Genomic DNA, 18,871 nt, shown 5'->3' with positions numbered 1-18,871 from the left:
AAGGGAGGCTGGACATGGCTGGAAACCTGTACCGGGGCCAGGCAGGCCTGCCCTTCTCTTCGTCGCTGCGCGTTTACGAGCCACTCGAAGCGTTTCCGCCCGAGCAGCAGCAACAGCTCGCGGCGGCAGGCGGCAAGACGGGTTCCCGGGCCGCCGTCGAAAATGCGGAGCTCCAAGCTTCGCTGGGCCGCATCACACGGCCCGGAGGCGATCCATTCCCTACCGGTCGTACAGACCTTGTCCGGATGACGCGCGTCCCCGTGGGACGGCACGCCGCCACTGAAAAAGACGGGGACGACGCCGGGCGACTGCTTTACTGCCCCAGTCAACTGGTGATTCGGGCCGGTTTGGCGGCCAACGCCCTAATGGACGGAGTGCACAGTCCGCTGGCTGATTTGCTGATCCCGGTATCGCAAAGGGACAAGCACCAAGTCAGGATAGACCGCCTCAACGCCGGTGACGGCGCCAAACGGGTGCATACCCGGGCGTCCACCTGGGGCATCCCCTTTAGTTGGTTCTCACTTTTCGCCGAGTCCGACCGCAAGGACGTGGTTGAAGCCGACGGGCGTATCCTGACCGTCCGGGTGTGGACGCCCCTCACAGAAGCGTTGGAAAGGGCGCGGTTCGCCGTAGCCCACCTGGCTTTGGCTGCTCCCGACCTGGACATGCTGGACGACCTGACACAGCTCACGGAATGGCTGGAGCTGTTCCATGCGCAGTCAATGGTGGAACTCGATTACGGTGCCGTGGCTGACAAGGTCTATCCGGACGACTCGCCCATGGATGTCCGGCTGGGCATTGAATGCTTGGCCGAAGGCGACATGACAGGAGCTGCGGCCGCGTACCGACGCCTGGCGTCGCGGTGGATTCCCATCAGGCAGCTGGCACGCGCTTCCTAGCCTTGGCTGGCTGTGCTGGGTGGCGCGGTGGTCTCCCGGACGATCAGTTCGTGCGGGGCAACCTGCGAATGAACGGCCCCGGGATTGCCATCGAGTTCGTCCAAAAGCATCTTGGTGGCAAGCTCGGCCTGGTTGTCAGGGCGTTGGCCCACGGTGGTCAGGCCAAGGGACGACGAGAAATCGTGGTCGTCGATGCCAATGACCGACAGATCCTGCGGCACCCTGACACCGTGGCGTCCGGCTTCGAAAATCACGCCCATGGCCATCTCGTCCGACGAACAGAAAATAGCTGTGGGTTTACGGCCGGGCTGGCTCCACAACCGGTTGAAGGCCTGCTGTCCGCTGGCAACGGTGAAGTCCCCCCACTGGTCCCATTCCGGCCGGACTTCCAGGCCGGCGTCGGTCATGACCTCCTGGAAGGCGCGGATCCGCACCCGGGGCACGTCGAAGTTAAGGTCCGTTTCATCGTCGCCGTGGAGCAAGGCAATGTCCTTGTGCCCCAGATCCAGCAGGTGTCGCACGGCGGTGGAAGCGGCGTCGTAATCGTTGATACCGATGTAGGCGCAATCCTCGACGTGACCACCCACCACCACCAGCGGGATGTCGATCTTGTGGAGGTGTTCGAGTTCCTCCTCGGTCAGCGACATGCAGAGCACCAGCAGGGCATCGATCTGCTTGTACACCATGGTGGAGCTGAACAGCCGCTCACGGTTGCTCCCGTGGCCGCCCAGGTTGAACAGGGACAGGTTGTACTTGCGCGAATGCAATTCCCTGTCTGCGCCCTCGATGGCCTTGGAGAAGAACCAGCGGCTTACGAACGGAGCCAGGACGCCGATTGTCCGGGTGCGGCCCGTGGCCAGCCCGGAAGCCGACGACGACGCCACATATCCCAGCGAACTGGCTACCTCCAGGATTTTTTCCCGTGTGGCCGGGGAAACCCTCGGCAGGCCCCTGACCGCCCTCGAAACAGTTGCTGTGGAGACGCCTGCCGCCGTGGCGACGTCCTCGATGCTGACGCCCGTATGGCCGCCGCGTTGGGATCTACCCGTTGTTCGTGACACAGGCTCCCCTCTCCGGCCGCCGTTGCTCCGCATTCACCTTATGTGGGACTTGCCTTCTGCAACGCCCGGTTACGCAACGGCGTAATGCGCTGCGTAACCGGGGCTGCAGTGGTTATCCCTTGAGACCGCCGGACAGAAGGCCCCGAACGAAGTACCGCTGCAGGCCGAAGAACACCAGGAGCGGGATGATGATCGAGACGAATGCCGCCGCCGGGTTCAAGTAATCCCGGGCACCGCGCGTACCGGAAATCTCGGCCAGGCGTTGGGTAATGGGAGCAACGTCCGCTGTTCCACCCGAGAACACCAACGCCACCAGCAGGTCGTTCCACACCCACAGGAACTGGAAGATCGCCAGCGATGCAAGTGCCGGCACCGACAGCGGCAGGATGATCCGCCAGAAGATGGTGCTGTGTCCGGCGCCGTCTACCCGGGCTGCCTCAATCACTTCCCCGGGAATCTCAGAGATGAAGTTGTGGAGGAGGAAGATACCCAGCGGGAGACCGAACATAGTGTGGGCGATCCACAGCTGCGCATAGGAACCGGCAGGCAGGTGGAGCGTCTGCGTGAAGAACTGCAGCAGCGGGATCAGTGCCATCTGGAGCGGGATGATCTGCAGGGCGAAAACGAAGATGAAGAGAGCGTCGCGGCCCTTGAACTTGCCCCAGGCGAACACGTAAGCGGCCATGGAAGCCAGCACCAGCACAAAGATGGTGACCGGAATGACGATCGCTATCGAGTTAACGAAGTACTGCGAGAGATTGGCCGACTGCGAGCCTGCAGGGGTCAGGACGTCCGTGTAGTTCTTGAACGTGAAGTCCCAGTCAACAAAGGCATTCCACCAACCGTTGGAGCGGGGCCCAATCTGCTTCGCAGCAGGACGGAACGACGTAACGAACAGGCCGAAGGTCGGAACGGACCATACGACGGCGATGATGATGGCTGCCGCTGTTGCCCACTTGGAGGTGAGCTTGGTCTTGACGCGCCGCATCATTGGCTGGGCGTCCTCCGTGGGATCGGATCCAGGACGCTGCCGGGTTACGGCCTTCGAGGCCTCTTTCGGGGCTGGCGTGGCTGTCAATGGATCTCCCTTTGCTTGCGAAGGACTCGAGCGTTGTACACGACGATCGGCAGCACCATCAGGAACAGGATCAGGGCCAGAGCCGCACCACGTCCCGGTTCACCGGCACGGAAGGCCTGCGTGTACATTTCGTTGGCCACAACCGAGGTGTCGTAGTTGCCGGCCGTCATGGTCCGGACAATGTCGAACACCTTCAACGTGGCGATCGTGATGGTGGTCAGGACCACCACAAGTGCTCCACGGATGCCGGGCACCGTTACGTTGCGGAACTGCTGCCAGGCGTTCGCACCGTCAAGGCGGGCCGCCTCAATGAGTTCCACCGGGACACCCTTGATGGCTGCCGACAGAATCACCATGGCGAAACCGGTCTGAATCCAGACCATCACGACGATCAGGAAGATCGTGTTTTCCGGGGCGTCCAGGAGGAACTGCTTTGGATCCAGTCCCAGGGCGTCCCTGAGGAAGTTGATGACACCGGTCTGCTCGAGACCAGGGCCGCGGTAGTCATATACGAGCTTCCAAATGATGCCGGCGCCCACGAAGGAGATGGCCATTGGCATGAAGACCAAGGACTTCAGGACCTTCTCGCCGCGTGCCTTATCGATGAAGACTGCGTAGGCCAAGCCGAAGCTCGTAGACAAAAGCGGGACCAGGACGGTCCAAATGACGGTGTTCCGCAGCGTGGTCAAAGCCTCAGGCTGCGTGAACATCCAGACAAAGTTGTCGAAACCATTGCCGTTGCCGCTGGCGTCCGTGAAGGCCAGCATTGATGTGCGCACCGCGGGATACACGAGTCCCACGAGCATAAGGATGGCTGCCGGGGCGAGGAAGCCGGCCACTGTGACCTTGTCCTTCACCGACTTCGGTGCCCTGTCCACCACCAACATGATGATGCCGATAATCGCCGCGAAGATCGCCAGCGCTATCACTACTTGAAGGAGTTTTCCTCCGATAAAATCCATACCCAACCTCCGGGGCGTGAGTGAATCACTGAGTTCCGGGAAAAGCGCTGCCTCCCAGACCAGGCGAAACCCTGGCAGGGAGGCAGCGCTTTCGTAGTTAGCTCTTAGGCCAGCTGGCTTCGATGCTGTCCGTTACCTGCTGGGAGGAGCTTCCATTGATCCAGGAAACAATGCCCTTCCAGAAGGAGTTGGAACCCACTGCACTCGGCATCAGGTCCGAGCCGTCAAACCGGAAAACAGTCTTGGGATCCTGGAGGAGCTGGATGGACTGCTTGTCCAGGGCCGACTGTGCGTTGTTCGGGTCGAGGCCCTTGTTGGCGCTGATGGCACCGCCGAGCTTCACGCGGTTGTTGGCGAAGTCAGCGCTGGCCATGAATGCCAGGTAAGCCTGAACCTCAGGGGTGTCCTTGTAAGCACCAACGGTTTCACCGCCACCGGTGATGGCCGTGCCCTTGGATTCGTCGACGGGAGGGGTCATGAAGGCCCACACGTCGCCGTCCTCGGCAACGTTGGTTCCAGCGGGCCAGTTGGCTGCCTGGAACGATGCCTGGTGGTGCATGGCGCACTGGCCATCAAGAACCGGCTGGCCAGCCTGGGCGAAGGCCGTGCTCAGGATGGAGCGCGGATCGCCGAAGCCACCGTTGACGTAGGCCGGGTTGAGGAGGATGTCGCCAACCTGATCGAATGCCTTGACGATCTTGGGGTCATTGAAAGGAATCTGGTGGTTGACCCACTGGTCATAAACCTCGGGGCCCTGGGCGCGAAGGACGACGTCCTCGATCCAGTCAGTGCCCGGCCAGCCCGTTGCCTCGCCCGATTCGAAACCGGCGCACCATGGCTTCATGGTCTTGTCATCGGCGATCTTCTTGGTGAGGTCCATCATCTGGGCCCAGGTCTTGGGAACTTCCCAGCCCTTGTCCTTGAAGGTCTTGGGTGAGTACCAGACGTAGCCCTTGACGTTCGCGAGCATCGGGGCGCCGTAGTAGGTGCCATCTACGGTGCCGTACTTCTTCCAGTCAGGGGACCAGTTCTTGTCCACCAGGTCGGAGACGGTCTTCGGAGCGGGCTTGAGGTAGCCGGCGCGGGCCTGGGTGGCGAGAAGGCCCGGCTGCGGGAAGATCGCTACGTCAGGAGCCGTTCCGGACTGGGCACGGACGCCGATCTGCGTTTCGAATTCCTTGCTGCCTTCGTACTTGATGGTGATGCCCGTGCACTGCTCGAACTGCTTCCAGGATTCTTCGAGGTTGGTGGCTTCGGTGTCCACGATCGTGGAGTACACCGAGACGGTTTTGCCATCGTGCTTGCCATACGTGTCGTAGGCGGAACAGTCGCTGGATCCGGCGGTGGATCCCCCGCCGCCGCCATCGCCGCTGCAGGCGGACAGGGTAAGTGCCAGAACACCGGCCGTTGCGACCGGTAGCAGGTACTTGGTTTTCTTCATGCTAAAGACTCCTCGCTGAGTACAGGTGATTCGGCGGCGCAATTGATGTGGTGACGCTCACACTAGCCATGATCATCGCACATATGCAAGCGCTTACACGCACCGTAACCACAACGATACAAAGTAGCCTGCCTACTTCTGGATTCGCCCGCGCGCTGGCTTCCTCGGCTCTGGCGTGCCCGGCCATGGAGCAGGTTGCCCATTATCCGATTTGGTTGCCTAATGTTGCCTATGGAAAACTAAGAAGTGTGGATGAACTTGAAGCACTGCAGACCATCGGCCGATTGATCAAGGAAGAACGCCTGGCGCAAGGCCTGAGCCAGGTGCAGTTGGCCAAGCAGGCTGGAACGGCCATCAAGACCGTCCGGACGCTGGAATCGGGAACCCGCCGCGCGCAGGAAATCAACCAACGCAAGCTTGAACACGCCCTGGGCTGGCGCGCCGGCTCGGTGTCCGAGGTCCTCAAAGGGAAGTCAACGTTCGCCCCGGACATGATCACCCCGGACGACATGCGCAACGGAGACGAAACCCGGCCAGGTCCTCCCCGCGTCGCCGTTCCCAGCGCGCCCATTGCGCGGGCCTCGCACCTTTCAGACGAGGAACTCCTCGCCGAGATCACCTACCGAATGATGCACCGCAACAGGGGCTAGTTTCGCGGAGATCAGCCCTTGCGGCGGACCATTTCATTGATCCAGATGGGTGCAAAGGGTGAGGTGCAGTTGGGCGGCGTGGGATAGTCCTTGAGGACCTCCAACCGTTCACCAATGCTGAGCGCCCGGGCCCGATGCCCAGGGTGCTCGATTCCGATCTGCGCCAGGCAGTTGTTCATTGCCCACTGGAGCCGGTCAGGGGCGTCCTTCATGCCAGCCTCGATCAGGTCCAGGAGTTGGTCCAGGTCCAGGCCCTCGGGCTTCTTGACGACCCGTTCGGACGTCAGGGCCCAGCCAGCAGCGGCCACCACAGGGTCCGGGTCGGAGAACCACGACACCCGCAGTTCCTCGCAGTACGGGCTTTTCTTGATCACATAGTTTACGAGCCAGTCGTTGACCTTCGGGGTGTGCGCTTGGCGCAACATGCCGTCCAGCTCGGTCTTCGCAAACGCTTTTGGCCGGCAGATCAGCAATGACAGGAGCCTGGCTGCCGTGTCACCGGTGTCCCAAAGCTCTTGGGCCAGGTCCTGTTGCGTCTTAAGCCTCTTCGCGACGGCGCGCAGCTTGCTGAGGTTCACTCCGTGATCGTCGCCGTGCCTTTCGTTCACTTCACGCGCACGGGGATCCTCCAACGCCGCCAGTTCGGCCATCACCTCGGCCACCGACGCCTCAAGCACCGGCGTTCCAGCCATTGCGGCCTCTCGTCCTGTCTGATTCGTTCCCTAACATCAGCGAACCCGTTCAGCGCGGGTGAACCGGGACCGGGCGCCCGAAACCATATGAACCAGCACAGGGGTTTTCTGCCCAATCACCAGGTCCAGGGCTTCAACCAGTTGGGACACTTCGGCGGCAAGGATGTGGGGTGCTACTCCTTGCCTGGGTTGGATGCGGATGCGCAGCCCCGGCTTTCCCTTCACCTCAAGGGTTGCCACTGATGCGCTGGCGAGGTCCGTCCTCTCGGAAAGAGCGGCCCGCAACGCCTGCTCGGCGACGCCGCCGCCAATCCGAACTTGGCCGTCGACGTCGCTGTCGTCATCACTGGATACCAGGAAGTTGGCCCGGCCTTTGCCTTGCTGGGACACCCAGGCAATCATCGCGACAATGATGGCCACCAGGACAAGGCCAGCCACGATCCACAGCCAGCTCTCTTCCCGCCCCGGAAAGCGGGTGTCCCGGAAGAGCTCTTCTGTCCGCGCCCACGCGGCGGCGGACCAGCCATGCCACCACGTGGCTACTGCCGGAACTGTGGCCAACAGCAGGAGGAGGAGCCCGACAGCAAGGAGTTTCACTCCAATAATGAACAGCAGCACGCGGTTGAGGGCTCTCGGTGTTCCGTTCATGCCCCGATCACCCCCGACGACGCCAGATTGACCCGCACCGAAGGCATCGGTACAGGCGACATCTCCTCAAGTTCAGCCTGGACTGCGGACCGCACAGCCTCTTCGCTCACGCGGCTCCCCGAAGTAGGCCTCACGTTGACGACGACCAACTGCCGCGACACCACCACCATGACCTGTTCCTGCGTGACATTCGCGGCAGTCCGGGCCCTGCGGGCCAGCGCCGAGGCCAGGACCTCGTCATCGATGACGACGGCGGTGCGGGGGTCGCGAAGCAGATGGCGGGCCCGTCGGCCCGGAAGGACGGCGTGGAGGAGGAAAAACAACCCGACCATGGCTATCACAGCACCACTTGCGCCCAGCAGCAACGGCGAGATGCCTGCCGGAAGGGCGATGACGCGTTCCGCCGCCGTGCTGGGATCGATCAACCACGGAGGCTGTCCAACAGCACGGACACCGGATTCGAGCAAAGCGTAGACGCATAGGACAATGACCAGCACTGCCGCGATGGTGGCTGCTCCGGCGCGGGATGAGTGCGTTTCACGGCGCAGGATGCGGGCCATCTCCGGGTCTTCCCCGGCAACCGGACTGGCTCCGGAATCCACTGCGTTCACATTCTGTGTTTCCTGATCCTGCGTCATTGAACGCGCCCTCCCTCCGTGACCTGGGCTCCACTGATCCTGATGTCCACCCTGCTTAGCTGGGAGCCACTGAGCCGGGTGACAATCTCCAGTATTGTTGCCTTGGCCGCAACGGACCGGTCCCAGATCGACCCTCCGAAGCCCTGGACCCGCCTGGGATCTCGAAGGACCTCGGTTAAGGCCGGAATGCTGATAGGTGCCACGATCGACAAAGCCAGCAGGCCGTCGTCGTCTGCCCAATCGGCCCGGATGTCACTGGCCTCAACGCCGAGCGCCTCGGCGGCTGCGGCTCGGGCCAACGATGTCAAAGCCTGGGTACTGATCCGGTTGTGGCCGGCCAGGCTGGTGGTGGATTCCACAGCCTCAGCCACGCTCATGACGAGGAGCGCCGGCCCGTAATGGCGTCCAGCACGCTGCGCAGGTCCAGCTTGCCGTCAGCCGCGCGGCCCAGCAGCGCGCCGATGCCCATGAAAAGCAGGGATATGAGGAAGCCCCACAACCCGAAGGACAGGGACATGAAAGCCACGAAGGCGCCGATCGCGATTCCCACCACGGTCATACTCATTGGAGCGCATCCCTTTCCACTACAACTGTTTTGCCGCCGGGGGCCTTCACAGGCGGGGCGATATAGACGTCCGTGATTTCGATATTGACTTCGATAACCTGCAGTCCCACCAGTTCCTCGACCGCCCTGAAGACAGCGGCCCTGACCTGGTTGGCGACGCCGTGAAGGGGATGGCCATAGAGGGCCACAAGATTGATGTCCACGGCTACCTGGGTCTCGCCGACCTCGGCCCGAACACCTGCTGCATGGTCTGAACTGCCCACGGCGTCGCGGATCGCGCCCAGCGCACGGGACGGGCCCGAACCCAAGGAGTAGACGCCAGGAACCGTCCGGGCAGCGATCCCGGCTACCTTGGCCACCGCAGCTTCGGAGATGACGGTGCGTCCGGTCCCGACGATCTCGCCACCAGGCACGGGCTCAAGCTGCACGTTCTGTTCTTCCATGGAGCACTCCCCTTCTCTTGACTACCACCCTAGCGTCTAGCTCCGACGCTTTGGCCACAAGGGCCAAGAGCCATGCGGTGGGCCCAGGGTCGGGTTATCCACAAGCGCCAAAATTCGACTGGGTAGCGCCCGATCGCTCCACCTAGACTGGCCGACACATCGCCACAACAGCTGCTGGGGAGCCTGTCATGCCATGCCGTCCGATTGCCGCAATATCGTCTGTACGCGCCTCTGTTGCGGCGGTGGTTTTGTGTGTGGTGTGGCTTTTGACGGGCTGCTCCACGCCGGGCAGCGCACCCTCCGAGACAAGCACGACGACGGCGCCACCCGCCTCGAGCGCCTCGGCGGCCACTCCCTCGGCTACCCCTTCAGCTCCGGGTGCCTACAAGCCGGCCGACGCGCACGGCAAGGCCCAAAACGTACCCGTGCCCGTGATGCCGGAACTCGCGAAGGAAAACTCGGAGGCGGGGCTGGAGGCGTTTATTGGGTACTGGTACGCGCAGCTGTCATATGTGGACGAAACAGGCGACTTGTCCGCTTGGCTCCCCCTCAACTCACCGAACTGCAGGCTCTGTGTTCAACTGCAGAAATCTGGCGAAGACGCATACATCAATGGCCGGTGGATAGCTGGTGGCAGGATCACAGTTCCCGTTGTTAACGTGCAATGGTCAGCTGACGATGTCCACGCGTCAACAGTCCAGGTAATCCAAGAGCGAATTGATTACTACAACGCCGACGGAAGCATCGGCCGCGCGAGATCGGAAGCATCCAACGACGCATTCGCATTCTTTGCAAAACACATCGAAGGTGCTTGGACAGTGGTGGACCTTGGTGTCGTCGCATAGAACTCCATCTCGGATCACGGGGACTGGGTTTTGGACTGTAATTTTGGTAATTGCGTGCTGCTATCTGGCGGCACCATCTGCAGCAGGCGACGATGCCTGGGCTGCAAACAATGGAGGCGATCAGGCAATCGATATAGGCGCGAGATTCACGACCAATCCCGCGACAGGAGAGCTCAAGCCAAGCTTGAGCGGATCAGGAAATTCGCCCGCCGTGGAGGATCCGAATCAGTACATGGCTGACACTCACTGCCGAGCCGACGGACCTGACACCAAGGACCCCGGCTGCGATGCCCTGAACTGCCCGCCCAAGTCTCCAGGAGGTGAAGTCGGTATACCGGTGATCTGGAAAGAGGCGCCTAAAGCCATCACCAACCCGGGATGGACCGATTGGGTTCCTGTCAGCGGACCAACCTGCCTCTACGACGCCAAACCCGAAGACGTCCTGGCCAACATCGCCGCCCGAATCCTCAACGACTTCCGCCAACTACCCGTCAACCCCGGAACCCTCCAAGCCCAACCCTTCCCCAACACGCTCAAAGGCGGACCCACCAACTTCTACGCCACACCAGGGCAACAAACCTTCGACCTCACCATCCTCGGCCAGAACGTCCACCTCACCGCCACCCCCGCAAACTACACCTACACCTACGGCGACGGCACCAAACTCGGACCCACACCCCTAGCCGGCTACCCCATCCCCCAAACCCAATGGCTCACCACCGAGACCCGCAACAGCCACACCTACACCCAAACCGGAAACTACCCAGCCACCCTCACCACCAGCTTCACCGGAACCTACTCCGTCAACAACGGCCCACCACTACCCATCAACGGAACCCTCGACCTCACCACACCACCCACAACCATCCACGTCTGGAAAACCGAAAAAGCACTCGTGGCCGACACCTGCGAGCAAAACCCCAAATCCTGGGGCTGCCCCGAAGCCGGTGGAGACTAAACAGGCACCACGTTCAGGGCAGCCTGAACTGAACTTGGACAATCAGCCGCACTACTTACCCACTCCGTCGGCGAGTCCACGGATGAAGTAACGCTGTCCTGCAAAGAAGAGCACGATGACCGGAAGCGCAGCGATCACCATCCCCGCGAACACCACTGGGTAGTCCGTGCCATGTTTGGACATCAGATTCGTCAATCCCACGGGCAGGGTTTGCAAGGCTCCCCCACTGGTGAACACCATGGCGAAGAGGTACTCATTCCAGGTGAAAAGGATGTTTAACAGGACGGTAGAAACCAAGATGGGCTTGCACATTGGCAGGATGATCTGCCAAAAGGCCCTGGACTTCGAAGCACCGTCGACGGCGGCCGCTTCGTCAACTTCGGCTGGCAGGTCCATCATGTAGGCCCGGATCAGAAAGGTAGTAAAAGGAACCCGGAAGGCCGTGTAGAGAATCAGGAGTGCCCAGAGGTTGTTGTAGAGACCCAGGCTTTGAAACATCTTGACCAGAGGGATCAGGGCCACCGTTGGGGCCAGCATTAACCCACCCAGTATGAGCACCAAAACCAGCCGGTTGAAGGGGATATTGACCCTTGTGAGTCCGTACGCGGCCCAAGCGCTGATGAATACGGTGGCAATGGTGGAGGCTACTGTCACCAACACACTGGTGGTGAGGTAGTCCCCTACCCCACGGTTCCAGGCAGTGACGTAGTTATCCCATTTCCAGGCGACTGGCAGGGCGAACGGATTGGAGAACAACTCGGAGTTGGACTTCACTCCGTTCAACGTCATCCACAACAACGGGTAGATAACTACCACGGCCAGCGCCAGTAGGAATGCTTTGACCAGCACCCTTCCCAGAACCAGCAGAACTGATGAACGCGTCACCATTGGACCCTCCTGCGCTTGGAGATGCGAAGCTGAACGACAGCAAGCACCAGCGTGATGATGAAGACAGCGGTGGCGACGGCGGCCGCGTATCCGAAGTCGTTTCGCACAAAGCCACTCCGGTAGAGCCAGGTGCCCAGGACCTGGCTCGAATTGTTGGGCCCGCCGCTGGTCATAACCATGACTTCGTTGAAGACCTGAAACGCACCAGACACAGTGACGATCATCATCAGGCCGGTCATTTCCCTGACAAGCGGCAAGGAGATGGAGAAGAAGCGTTGAAACGCGCCTACACCGTCTATTGAGGCTGCTTCGTAAAGCTCGGACGGTATTCGCTGTAGGGCGACCGAGAAAAGCAGTGTGCAGTACCCAAATCCTTGCCATTGGCTCATTGCGATGATGGCGAAGATCGCCGTGTTTTCCTGACCCAGCCACGCTTGGGCAAATTCGCCCAAGCCGAGGAAGTCCAGAGCCGCATTCAGAATGCCCATCTGGGGTTCGTAGATGAAGTAGAACAAGAGGCCAGCCACGGTCAACGAGATCGCTGAGGGAACGAAGTACACGGCCCGGAGAATTCCGCGCCACCGTTGGCTTCGAAGCCCTTCAATCAGGGCTGCGAGGATCATTGCTCCAAATACTTGGAACGCGATGGAGATAACCGCGTACAGAGTGTTGTTGAGCAGTGACTTCCAAAATATGGGGTCGTTGAACATCCTCACATAGTTGTCCGCCCCAACGAAGGTCTGGCGACCGCTGTATATGTCCCACTTGAGGAAGCTGAACCCCAGGTTCTGAACCAATGGAAAGTACGCAAAGACGCCCAACAGGAGGATTGCGGGCAAAACCCAGACGAAGCTGAGCCAGCGTCCCGAAGAGAACTTCTTTCCCGGCAGGCTCTTCGGCTTCATCCCGGAAGAAGTTGCCGGCGGCGATGCTGCCGGCTTCCGGGCGGTGTCAAAAACAGTCATGGCGTTGCCCGCTACTTGGCCGCGCTGGAAGCTGCCCGGACGGAAGCGAGAACCTGTTCGGGGCTCTGCGTCCCTGCGACCAAGGCTTCACCACCAGCCAACCAAGCGTCAGCGACGGCGGGAACGGTCACCGAGTCCAACCAGGTTATCGCCGCCGAAGCGTCGTTCACTTGCTTGATCCCTTCAATGACAGGCCCTGAGGAGTTCTGTTCGGAAACTGCGCCCTTGACCGCACTCGGCTGGCCATACGGCGGAGCCGAGAGCTTGGCGGCGTTTTGACTGTTAGTCGCGAACTTCATGAAGTCCGCCGCCAAGGCAACGTTCTTGGACCGCGCATTGATGATGTAACCCTCGGGTGAACCTTCAATCGCCTTCGTGTCACCTTTGGCGTCTGTTGCTGCAGGAAGTTTGAAGATGCCGAGCCCATCGACTTTAAGCTTTGAGTCGGCGGATGCGGTGCTGTCGAACTCGAGCACCTCCTGGTAGTACATACCTGACTTACCTTCTGCCAGTGCCTGCTGGGCCGTGGTGTACAGGACGCCGTTGGAATCCTTGCCGCTGCCGGTGCACTCGTTGACCAAAGATTTGAACTGATCCATGGCCTTGAGATAGCCCTTGTCCTCGAGCTTTGCAGTTTCAGGGCTGAAGTCTGCTTGCAGCGTCTCAGCGGGAACTTCGTAAGCGAAGAGCTGTTGCAGGTAGTGGAGCCCAGGCCAGCCGTCCTTGTTACCGAAAGAGATCGGCTCGTAGCCTGCGCCCTTGAGCACCGAGCAGGAGGAGATGAGTTCCTCGAAAGTTGTGGGTGGGGTCAGACCCAGTTCTTTGAAGATCCTCTGGTTATATCCCATGAATTTTCCGTTGTTGTACAGGGGAACAGCGAAGTACTTACCGTCCTTGGCAAACGCTTTAAGCGCCGACTCCCCGAACTTGTCACCCCACTCCGTGCCCGGCGCGATCGCGGGCGTGAGGTCAGCGGCGAGCCCGCCGTCGATGAAGTCATTGGCCCAACTGCCCGCCCAGGTGAAGTAGATATCAGGCATGGCTTGCGACGCTGTCAACGTCTTTGTTTTGTCCTTGATGCTTTGGTCGGTCTCCTGGATGAGGTCAAAGGACACCTCAGGGTGCAGTTTCTTGTATTCGGCGGCCAGGTCCTCGAAATACGGCTCCAAGGGATCTCCGCCGAACTTCGTGAGGATGCTCAGCGTGCCCGAAAACTGTGGTGCCGCATTCAGGTCCACGGAGGCTGCTGGCTGGCTTCCGCCGTCGGCACAGCCCGCGAGCGCCAAAGCGGCGCCTGCCAGCAATGCCATCATCGTTTGGGTGCTTTTACGCATGGTTTCTTCTTTCGCTCTGTGGCCGTTCAGCCGGCGCTCCACGTTCTGGAGCAGTAGTCATGCCCGCCGTTGGGATGAGGCCGGACTACATGGGACGAGAAGTGTGTGGGTGAAACTTGTGATACCGGTACCACAGTGAATCATGGTTTGGGGCAGCGAGGGAAGAGCCCGGCAAGAATTGCTCGAAGGAAAATTGCTAGCGGCGACTGGCGGCGCGGACAGGCCCGTCCGAAGAGCGTGCGACGAGCAGTGAGGGCAGCACGTGCTTCTGCGCCGCCGACGTGTCGCCGTCGATCCTTGCAATGAGCTGCCGGGAAGCCACCGAACCCATTTCACGCATGGGCTGCTGGATCATGGTCAAAGGCGGCTCCATGACGGCGGCCCATGGGCTGTCATCAAACCCAATTAAGGAAACATCTTCCAACAAGCGGAGGTTCTTCGTGCGCAGGGCATGAAGCGCCCCTACTGTAGCTTCGGTCTCGGTGGTGAAAATCGCAGTAGGAGGATCGGCCAGGGCCAACATACCGCTGATGGCTCGCGCAGCCTGGCCCTCGTTCTTCAAAACATGGGTGATCAGGGCCGTGTCGAAGGGAATTCCCGCCTCCTCCAGCGCGTCCAAGTACCCACGCAGGCGTTCACCATCGCTCCACAGTGCTTCATCCAGGATGCTGTGCATCTGTTTCAAATCCGTAGCCGGACTCAGAGTTACTGGACCCCACGCAAAAGCTATACGCCGATGCCCATTTCTTATGAGGGAGGCCACGGCTGATCGCGCCGCTTCCCTGTTGTCGATCACCACAGAATCTGTTTCCAACCTGTCCACCAGGCGGTCGATGAGGACTACCGGGGTGCCACGATCGATGGCGTTGGACAGATGTGAAACGTCGTCATTCCTTCCAGCGGCAGATGCCACCACGAGTCCGTCCACTTGCTTTGCCAGCAGGACAGCTATCGCGTCACGCTCCAGCTCCAACTTCTCGTCGGTGCTCAGGATGATGGCGTCGTAGCCAGAAGCCTTGGCTGTTTCCGAAATTCCCCTGAGCACGCCCGAGAAGAATGGGTTAGCCAAATCCGCCAGGACGATCCCCAAGGTTTTGGTGACGCCCGTCGTCATGCTCCGCGCCAAGGAGTTTGGTTGGTAGCCCAACTTCTCGGCCGCCCGCATTACCTTGGCGCGGGTAGCATCGCTGACGGACCCGTAGTTCCCGAGGGTGCGGGCCACTGTAGCCCGCCCCACCCCCGCGGCTGCGGCGACTTCGGTGATGGTGGGAGCAGCCGGGTGGTTCTGATGATCCGACGCCATCCGGTCCCCTTTAGTCGTGGAATCCGCCGCTGCGGTTCCTTGCTTTGATTGGTCTCTGCATCAGATCCTAGTTGGTTCCCCGACGGGGCGGCCGTATCCGAATGCCCCCTCCACATAACACTGCGTTGCAGCGGCCTGCGCCCCTCGAGCCAGGGCATTTTGCAGGGCACTGCTCGAGGGCAGGGAACCCCGGGTCCAGCCGGACCCCAACAAGCTGACCACCAGCCCTGCAAGGAAGGCGTCCCCACAGCCCATGGTGTCTGAGAACTGCCGCGGATCCGCAGGTGAGGCCGACTGGGCAAGGAAGCGATCGCCGTCGAACATCAGCGCACCCGACTGACCCCGCGTGCCTATGACCAACGAAGCCCCAGCCGCGTGCACCCGCTTCAGGTCGGTTTTGGCCGCTTCCGCGGACATACCCCCGCAGGAAAGGAGGGCGAGATCCACATAGGGCGCCGTGCGCTGGAGGTACAGGTCCGTCCTCCGCTCTGGCTCGGACGAGTAGTCGAAACTGACCAGGGTTCCAGCAGTCTGGAGAGCCGGAAGTTCGGTTTCGGACGCAGAATAGACGCTCGAATGCACCAGGTTGGCCGACGCCAGGTATGCGAGGTGTTCCGGCCCCAGCTTGAAGGGTTCACTTATGGTGACACCTCCCTCGTTCCAGCCCATGAAGACCCGGTCCCCCTCCACCACCTTGATTTCGGTGACTCCGTTGGGCCCGTCCCGGACAATACATCCGCTGGTGTCCACGCCTTCGGATTCGATGGCATCGCGGACGAAGCAGCCCAAGGCATCCGAGCCGAAAACACCGAGATATGCAGATTCAATGCCCAACCTACGCGCAAAGACGGCGAAGTTGACGCAGTTTCCTCCCGGGTACATCACTTTGCGGTCAACAAATCGGTCGACGATGTTGTCTCCGAACCCGATTACTTTCATGCTCTTCCTGTCTCGATGCTGCGGGTCCGGGACCACCGGACCCGCAGCGCGGGATTTGACGTCCCCAAACGGGGTGCGGCAATTGGTCAGTACTCGACCACCCGGTAATAGCGGCGAAGATCCAGGGAGTGATTGCGTACACGTTCCAGATGCTTGCTGAAGCGGTCAAGGACCGTATCCAGAACAAGTGGGGAAAGCAGCGCACGGAATCGCGGGCTTATGCCCGGAAGCTCGTAATCCTTGCTGTCCAGCAATGTGGTGTTCTTGTTGTAGTTCTCGGCAAACTTGACCACGCGCTCCATGAGCGGGCGGCTCTCATCCTCACCCACAAGAAGCATGAGGCTGGTGTCCTCCTCGATCAGTTCCAGCGAGCCGTGGAAGAACTCTGCGCCGTGAACACGGGTGGTCCGGAGCCACTGCATTTCTTCCAGAATGCACATGGAATACAGGTAGGTGAGGCCCCACAGGTTCCCGGTTCCCACCAGGAAATGGTAGTCAGCGTCCTTGTTCTTCTCCGCGAAGGCTTCAGCCACTGATTCTGCCTGGCGGGCGGCATCGACCAAGCTTTCGGGGACGGTCTGGAGTTCTGCGGCCAGTTCTTCGTATCCTTCAAATTCGCCCCGGGCTGCGAGAAGGCACGCGCTCAAGAGAATCATTGGGATATCGAACGGCCAGGTTTTAGGTTCGGTCACCAAGACGACATCCAAGGCATTGGCGAACGGGCTGTCACCGAATCCAGTGAACCCAACGGTGTATGCGCCCTTGGCCTTGGCAAACTCGATGGCCTCAATGACGTCTTCCGTCGTACCCGAAAGGGAGGCGAAGACAGCCACGGAGCCGGGGCCGAACGTGGGATCCTGGGTCAGCATCAGCTCTTTGCCGATGGACGCACGGACGGGCAACGTGGAGCGGGACCGGATGAAGTGTTCGTACGGCAGCATCGCGGCATAGGTCCCGCCGGCGCCGATGAGGAACAGATTGGTCATCCCGCGCTGCTGGATGGAGTCAACCACCGTTTCGATTTGTCCCTGCAGTGCCAGTGCGCTGCGGGTCTGCGTGAGGAATTCCTCTTCTTTGAAGCCAAGCACGGGTGGTCCTTTCACTATGACGATCTGAGAGAGTTGAAACAAGTTGATACCGGTATCAAGATGTGGTCATCATGGTGTCATGGGGAATCGGGGGCGTCAATAGATTGATCGGCGTGGATTTCGGCAGAACGGAGGTAGCCGGTGCGCACCAAACGTTAGGAGGTGGCCCTACGGGCGAAAAATGGGAACGTACGCAGCACGACGACCGGCCTGATCAGGATGGCAGTTCGCGATGCTTGAGGGGAGGCCCTCGAAATCGCTCTCCGCAGTGTGCGTCATCCGTGGATGGGTTTGGTCAGGTTGAGGCTGATGATCTGGCCGGGGGCTACCTCCCCGGAGGGCAGGTCTGAGAAGGCGTACCAGACACGGTCGGTGCCGGCGAGCGGGCGGTTCGCCGATGATAGATCCGCGATCTCCGGAATTCCAAAGCGGAAAGCGATCTGCCGCTCCGTGTCCCCCGGGGCGGTGGTGTAGGTCAGGGGGATCCCTTCGGCGTCTGCAGTGTATGTGCCTTGCGCACCCTCAATGACGGTTTCGCCGGGCATGAGTCTGAGCTTGGTTCCCGCCGGGATGGTCCGGTCGGCTGTGAGGATCGTGTTCCACCTCAGCAATTGGTCGGTGGTGCACCGGAATTTGTAGCCGATGCTGTCGAAGGAGTCACCGTCGACAGTGGTGTAGAAAATGGCTTGGCCGAAGGAATTGTTGATGCTCGTTCCCCGTCCGGATCTGCTATCCACCGGGTTCTTCTGCAGTTGGATGTGGTTCCCGGCCCGGACGAAATAGACATTCCCCTTCTCGTACGTGAAAGCGACCTTGTTCGCTTCCGCCAGTTGTTCTTCGGTAATTCCGAACCGGTAAGTGATCCCGGCAAGGGTGTCACCGGGCTCGATGGTGTAACTGGTGGGTATGCCGTTCGCGTCCAAGGTGGCCGTCCCTGTTGCTCCGTTGGTTGGACCCGGAGCGGGGAAGAGTCGAAGCGTCGTGTTGGGTGCCAACTCAGCGCCAGCCTGAATCCCGTTGAATTCAGCAAGTTTCTTCTCGTTGATGCGCAGGTGTGCAGCTACTGCCGTTATCGTGTCACCGGGGACTGTGGTGTAGTAGGCGACGTTGCCAAAGGAGTCGGTAATTGTGTTCCCTGCCAGGGAAGATTTTCCAGAACCGGGCGGTGTCGCCGCCGGGATGACTGTTTCTTCTGTGGGGAACGCAGCGGTGTTGTCCGGTTGCGACGTCAGGTTAGCGCCGACCAGGACGGTGGCCGCGACGGCCGCTGCGGCAAGCCCGGCGACTGCGAGACGCCCCCAGTGACGTTTGGCCGGAGCACGGCGGAAGTGGGTGGATCCGCCATCTGCGAGAGAAATGAGATTGGGATCAGCGGAATAGGCGTGGGACTGGCCCGGCAGGACGCCCGGGGTTGTTCCGGGGTCTGGGAGGTGGGGTTTGGCGTTTTTCATGAGTTGTTCGATGCGGTCCATGG

Annotated in this window: 21 protein-coding genes; 4 read left to right on the top strand and 17 right to left on the bottom strand. The window is 60.7% G+C overall.

The genetic code is table 11. The features are described 5' to 3' along the window. Positions 1–14: 14 nt before the first annotated feature. A complete protein-coding gene (locus tag J2Y68_RS21015; protein ID WP_309996644.1) occupies positions 15–899 on the top strand; it encodes a hypothetical protein in 885 nt (294 codons plus the stop codon). Here the strand turns inward: J2Y68_RS21015 and J2Y68_RS21010 are convergent. The 4 genes from J2Y68_RS21010 to J2Y68_RS20995 all read right to left on the bottom strand — a co-directional run bounded on the left by J2Y68_RS21010 (position 896) and on the right by J2Y68_RS20995 (position 5,441). After that, complete coding sequence (locus J2Y68_RS21010) at positions 896–1,960, bottom strand: LacI family DNA-binding transcriptional regulator (RefSeq protein ID WP_309996641.1); 1,065 nt, start codon at positions 1,958–1,960, stop codon at positions 896–898. The two genes, J2Y68_RS21015 and J2Y68_RS21010, sit on opposite strands and share 4 nt — an antisense overlap. A 112-nt stretch (positions 1,961–2,072) precedes the next feature. Then, positions 2,073–3,038, bottom strand: coding sequence for a carbohydrate ABC transporter permease (locus tag J2Y68_RS21005; protein WP_309996637.1), 966 nt, complete (start codon positions 3,036–3,038; stop codon positions 2,073–2,075). Further along, positions 3,035–4,000: a carbohydrate ABC transporter permease gene (locus J2Y68_RS21000; RefSeq protein WP_309996634.1), complete on the bottom strand. Its 966-nt coding sequence runs from the start codon at positions 3,998–4,000 to the stop codon at positions 3,035–3,037. The genes J2Y68_RS21005 and J2Y68_RS21000 overlap by 4 nt, the downstream gene beginning before the upstream one ends. Before the next feature lie 97 nt (positions 4,001–4,097). Beyond that, positions 4,098–5,441, bottom strand: a complete 1,344-nt coding sequence (locus J2Y68_RS20995; protein WP_309996632.1) for an ABC transporter substrate-binding protein — start codon at positions 5,439–5,441, stop codon at positions 4,098–4,100. A 248-nt stretch (positions 5,442–5,689) separates the two neighbouring features. Between J2Y68_RS20995 and J2Y68_RS20990 the strand changes: the two genes are divergently transcribed. Next, on the top strand, positions 5,690–6,091 hold the full coding sequence (locus tag J2Y68_RS20990) for a helix-turn-helix domain-containing protein (RefSeq protein ID WP_309996630.1): 402 nt from the start codon (positions 5,690–5,692) through the stop codon (positions 6,089–6,091). A gap of 11 nt (positions 6,092–6,102) precedes the next feature. Here J2Y68_RS20990 and J2Y68_RS20985 read toward each other — a convergent pair whose 3' ends face one another. From J2Y68_RS20985 to J2Y68_RS20960, 6 genes are read right to left on the bottom strand one after another with little or no spacing between them, the layout of a single operon-like run. Beyond that, a complete protein-coding gene (locus J2Y68_RS20985; protein WP_309996627.1) occupies positions 6,103–6,783 on the bottom strand; it encodes a DNA alkylation repair protein in 681 nt (226 codons plus the stop codon). Between the two features lie 36 nt (positions 6,784–6,819). Next, positions 6,820–7,431 carry a hypothetical protein gene (locus J2Y68_RS20980; protein ID WP_211713883.1) on the bottom strand — a complete coding sequence of 204 codons (612 nt, stop codon included), beginning with the start codon at positions 7,429–7,431 and terminating at the stop codon, positions 6,820–6,822. Next, positions 7,428–8,069 (bottom strand): DUF6286 domain-containing protein, encoded by a 642-nt coding sequence (locus J2Y68_RS20975; RefSeq protein ID WP_309996624.1) that lies wholly within the window; start codon positions 8,067–8,069, stop codon positions 7,428–7,430. Before J2Y68_RS20975 ends, J2Y68_RS20980 begins: the two co-directional genes overlap by 4 nt. After that, on the bottom strand, positions 8,066–8,446 hold the full coding sequence (locus J2Y68_RS20970; protein ID WP_211713885.1) for a hypothetical protein: 381 nt from the start codon (positions 8,444–8,446) through the stop codon (positions 8,066–8,068). The genes J2Y68_RS20975 and J2Y68_RS20970 overlap by 4 nt, the downstream gene beginning before the upstream one ends. Further along, complete coding sequence (locus J2Y68_RS20965) at positions 8,443–8,634, bottom strand: DUF2273 domain-containing protein (protein ID WP_089593421.1); 192 nt, start codon at positions 8,632–8,634, stop codon at positions 8,443–8,445. Before J2Y68_RS20965 ends, J2Y68_RS20970 begins: the two co-directional genes overlap by 4 nt. After that, positions 8,631–9,077, bottom strand: coding sequence for an Asp23/Gls24 family envelope stress response protein (locus J2Y68_RS20960; protein WP_309996620.1), 447 nt, complete (start codon positions 9,075–9,077; stop codon positions 8,631–8,633). The genes J2Y68_RS20965 and J2Y68_RS20960 overlap by 4 nt, the downstream gene beginning before the upstream one ends. A gap of 254 nt (positions 9,078–9,331) precedes the next feature. Between J2Y68_RS20960 and J2Y68_RS20955 the strand changes: the two genes are divergently transcribed. Then, positions 9,332–9,922 (top strand): DUF6318 family protein, encoded by a 591-nt coding sequence (locus J2Y68_RS20955; protein ID WP_309996617.1) that lies wholly within the window; start codon positions 9,332–9,334, stop codon positions 9,920–9,922. A gap of 232 nt (positions 9,923–10,154) precedes the next feature. Beyond that, complete coding sequence (locus tag J2Y68_RS20950; RefSeq protein ID WP_309996615.1) at positions 10,155–10,880, top strand: hypothetical protein; 726 nt, start codon at positions 10,155–10,157, stop codon at positions 10,878–10,880. A gap of 51 nt (positions 10,881–10,931) precedes the next feature. Here the strand turns inward: J2Y68_RS20950 and J2Y68_RS20945 are convergent, their stop codons facing one another. The 7 genes from J2Y68_RS20945 to J2Y68_RS20915 form a co-directional block, all read right to left on the bottom strand. Further along, positions 10,932–11,768 carry a carbohydrate ABC transporter permease gene (locus J2Y68_RS20945; protein ID WP_309996611.1) on the bottom strand — a complete coding sequence of 279 codons (837 nt, stop codon included), beginning with the start codon at positions 11,766–11,768 and terminating at the stop codon, positions 10,932–10,934. Continuing rightward, on the bottom strand, positions 11,762–12,733 hold the full coding sequence (locus tag J2Y68_RS20940; RefSeq protein ID WP_309996609.1) for a carbohydrate ABC transporter permease: 972 nt from the start codon (positions 12,731–12,733) through the stop codon (positions 11,762–11,764). Before J2Y68_RS20940 ends, J2Y68_RS20945 begins: the two co-directional genes overlap by 7 nt. 11 nt (positions 12,734–12,744) lie before the next feature. Next, positions 12,745–14,067, bottom strand: a complete 1,323-nt coding sequence (locus J2Y68_RS20935; RefSeq protein WP_309996606.1) for an ABC transporter substrate-binding protein — start codon at positions 14,065–14,067, stop codon at positions 12,745–12,747. A gap of 196 nt (positions 14,068–14,263) precedes the next feature. Next, entirely contained in the window at positions 14,264–15,370 is a 1,107-nt protein-coding gene (locus J2Y68_RS20930; protein WP_309996602.1) for a LacI family DNA-binding transcriptional regulator, read from the bottom strand. 60 nt (positions 15,371–15,430) lie between these two features. Continuing rightward, positions 15,431–16,309 (bottom strand): PfkB family carbohydrate kinase, encoded by an 879-nt coding sequence (locus J2Y68_RS20925; protein WP_309996600.1) that lies wholly within the window; start codon positions 16,307–16,309, stop codon positions 15,431–15,433. Positions 16,310–16,395: 86 nt separating this feature from the next. Beyond that, positions 16,396–17,397 (bottom strand): SIS domain-containing protein, encoded by a 1,002-nt coding sequence (locus J2Y68_RS20920; RefSeq protein ID WP_309996597.1) that lies wholly within the window; start codon positions 17,395–17,397, stop codon positions 16,396–16,398. 275 nt (positions 17,398–17,672) lie between these two features. Beyond that, positions 17,673–18,869 carry a lytic transglycosylase gene (locus J2Y68_RS20915; RefSeq protein WP_309996594.1) on the bottom strand — a complete coding sequence of 399 codons (1,197 nt, stop codon included), beginning with the start codon at positions 18,867–18,869 and terminating at the stop codon, positions 17,673–17,675. Positions 18,870–18,871 lie beyond the last annotated feature (2 nt).

The sequence above is a fragment of the Paenarthrobacter nitroguajacolicus genome, from assembly GCF_031455195.1.
GTDB lineage: Bacteria > Actinomycetota > Actinomycetes > Actinomycetales > Micrococcaceae > Arthrobacter > Arthrobacter nitroguajacolicus_D.
Note: the sequence above shows the minus strand (reverse complement) of the source record. Positions and strands in the feature narration are given on the sequence as shown.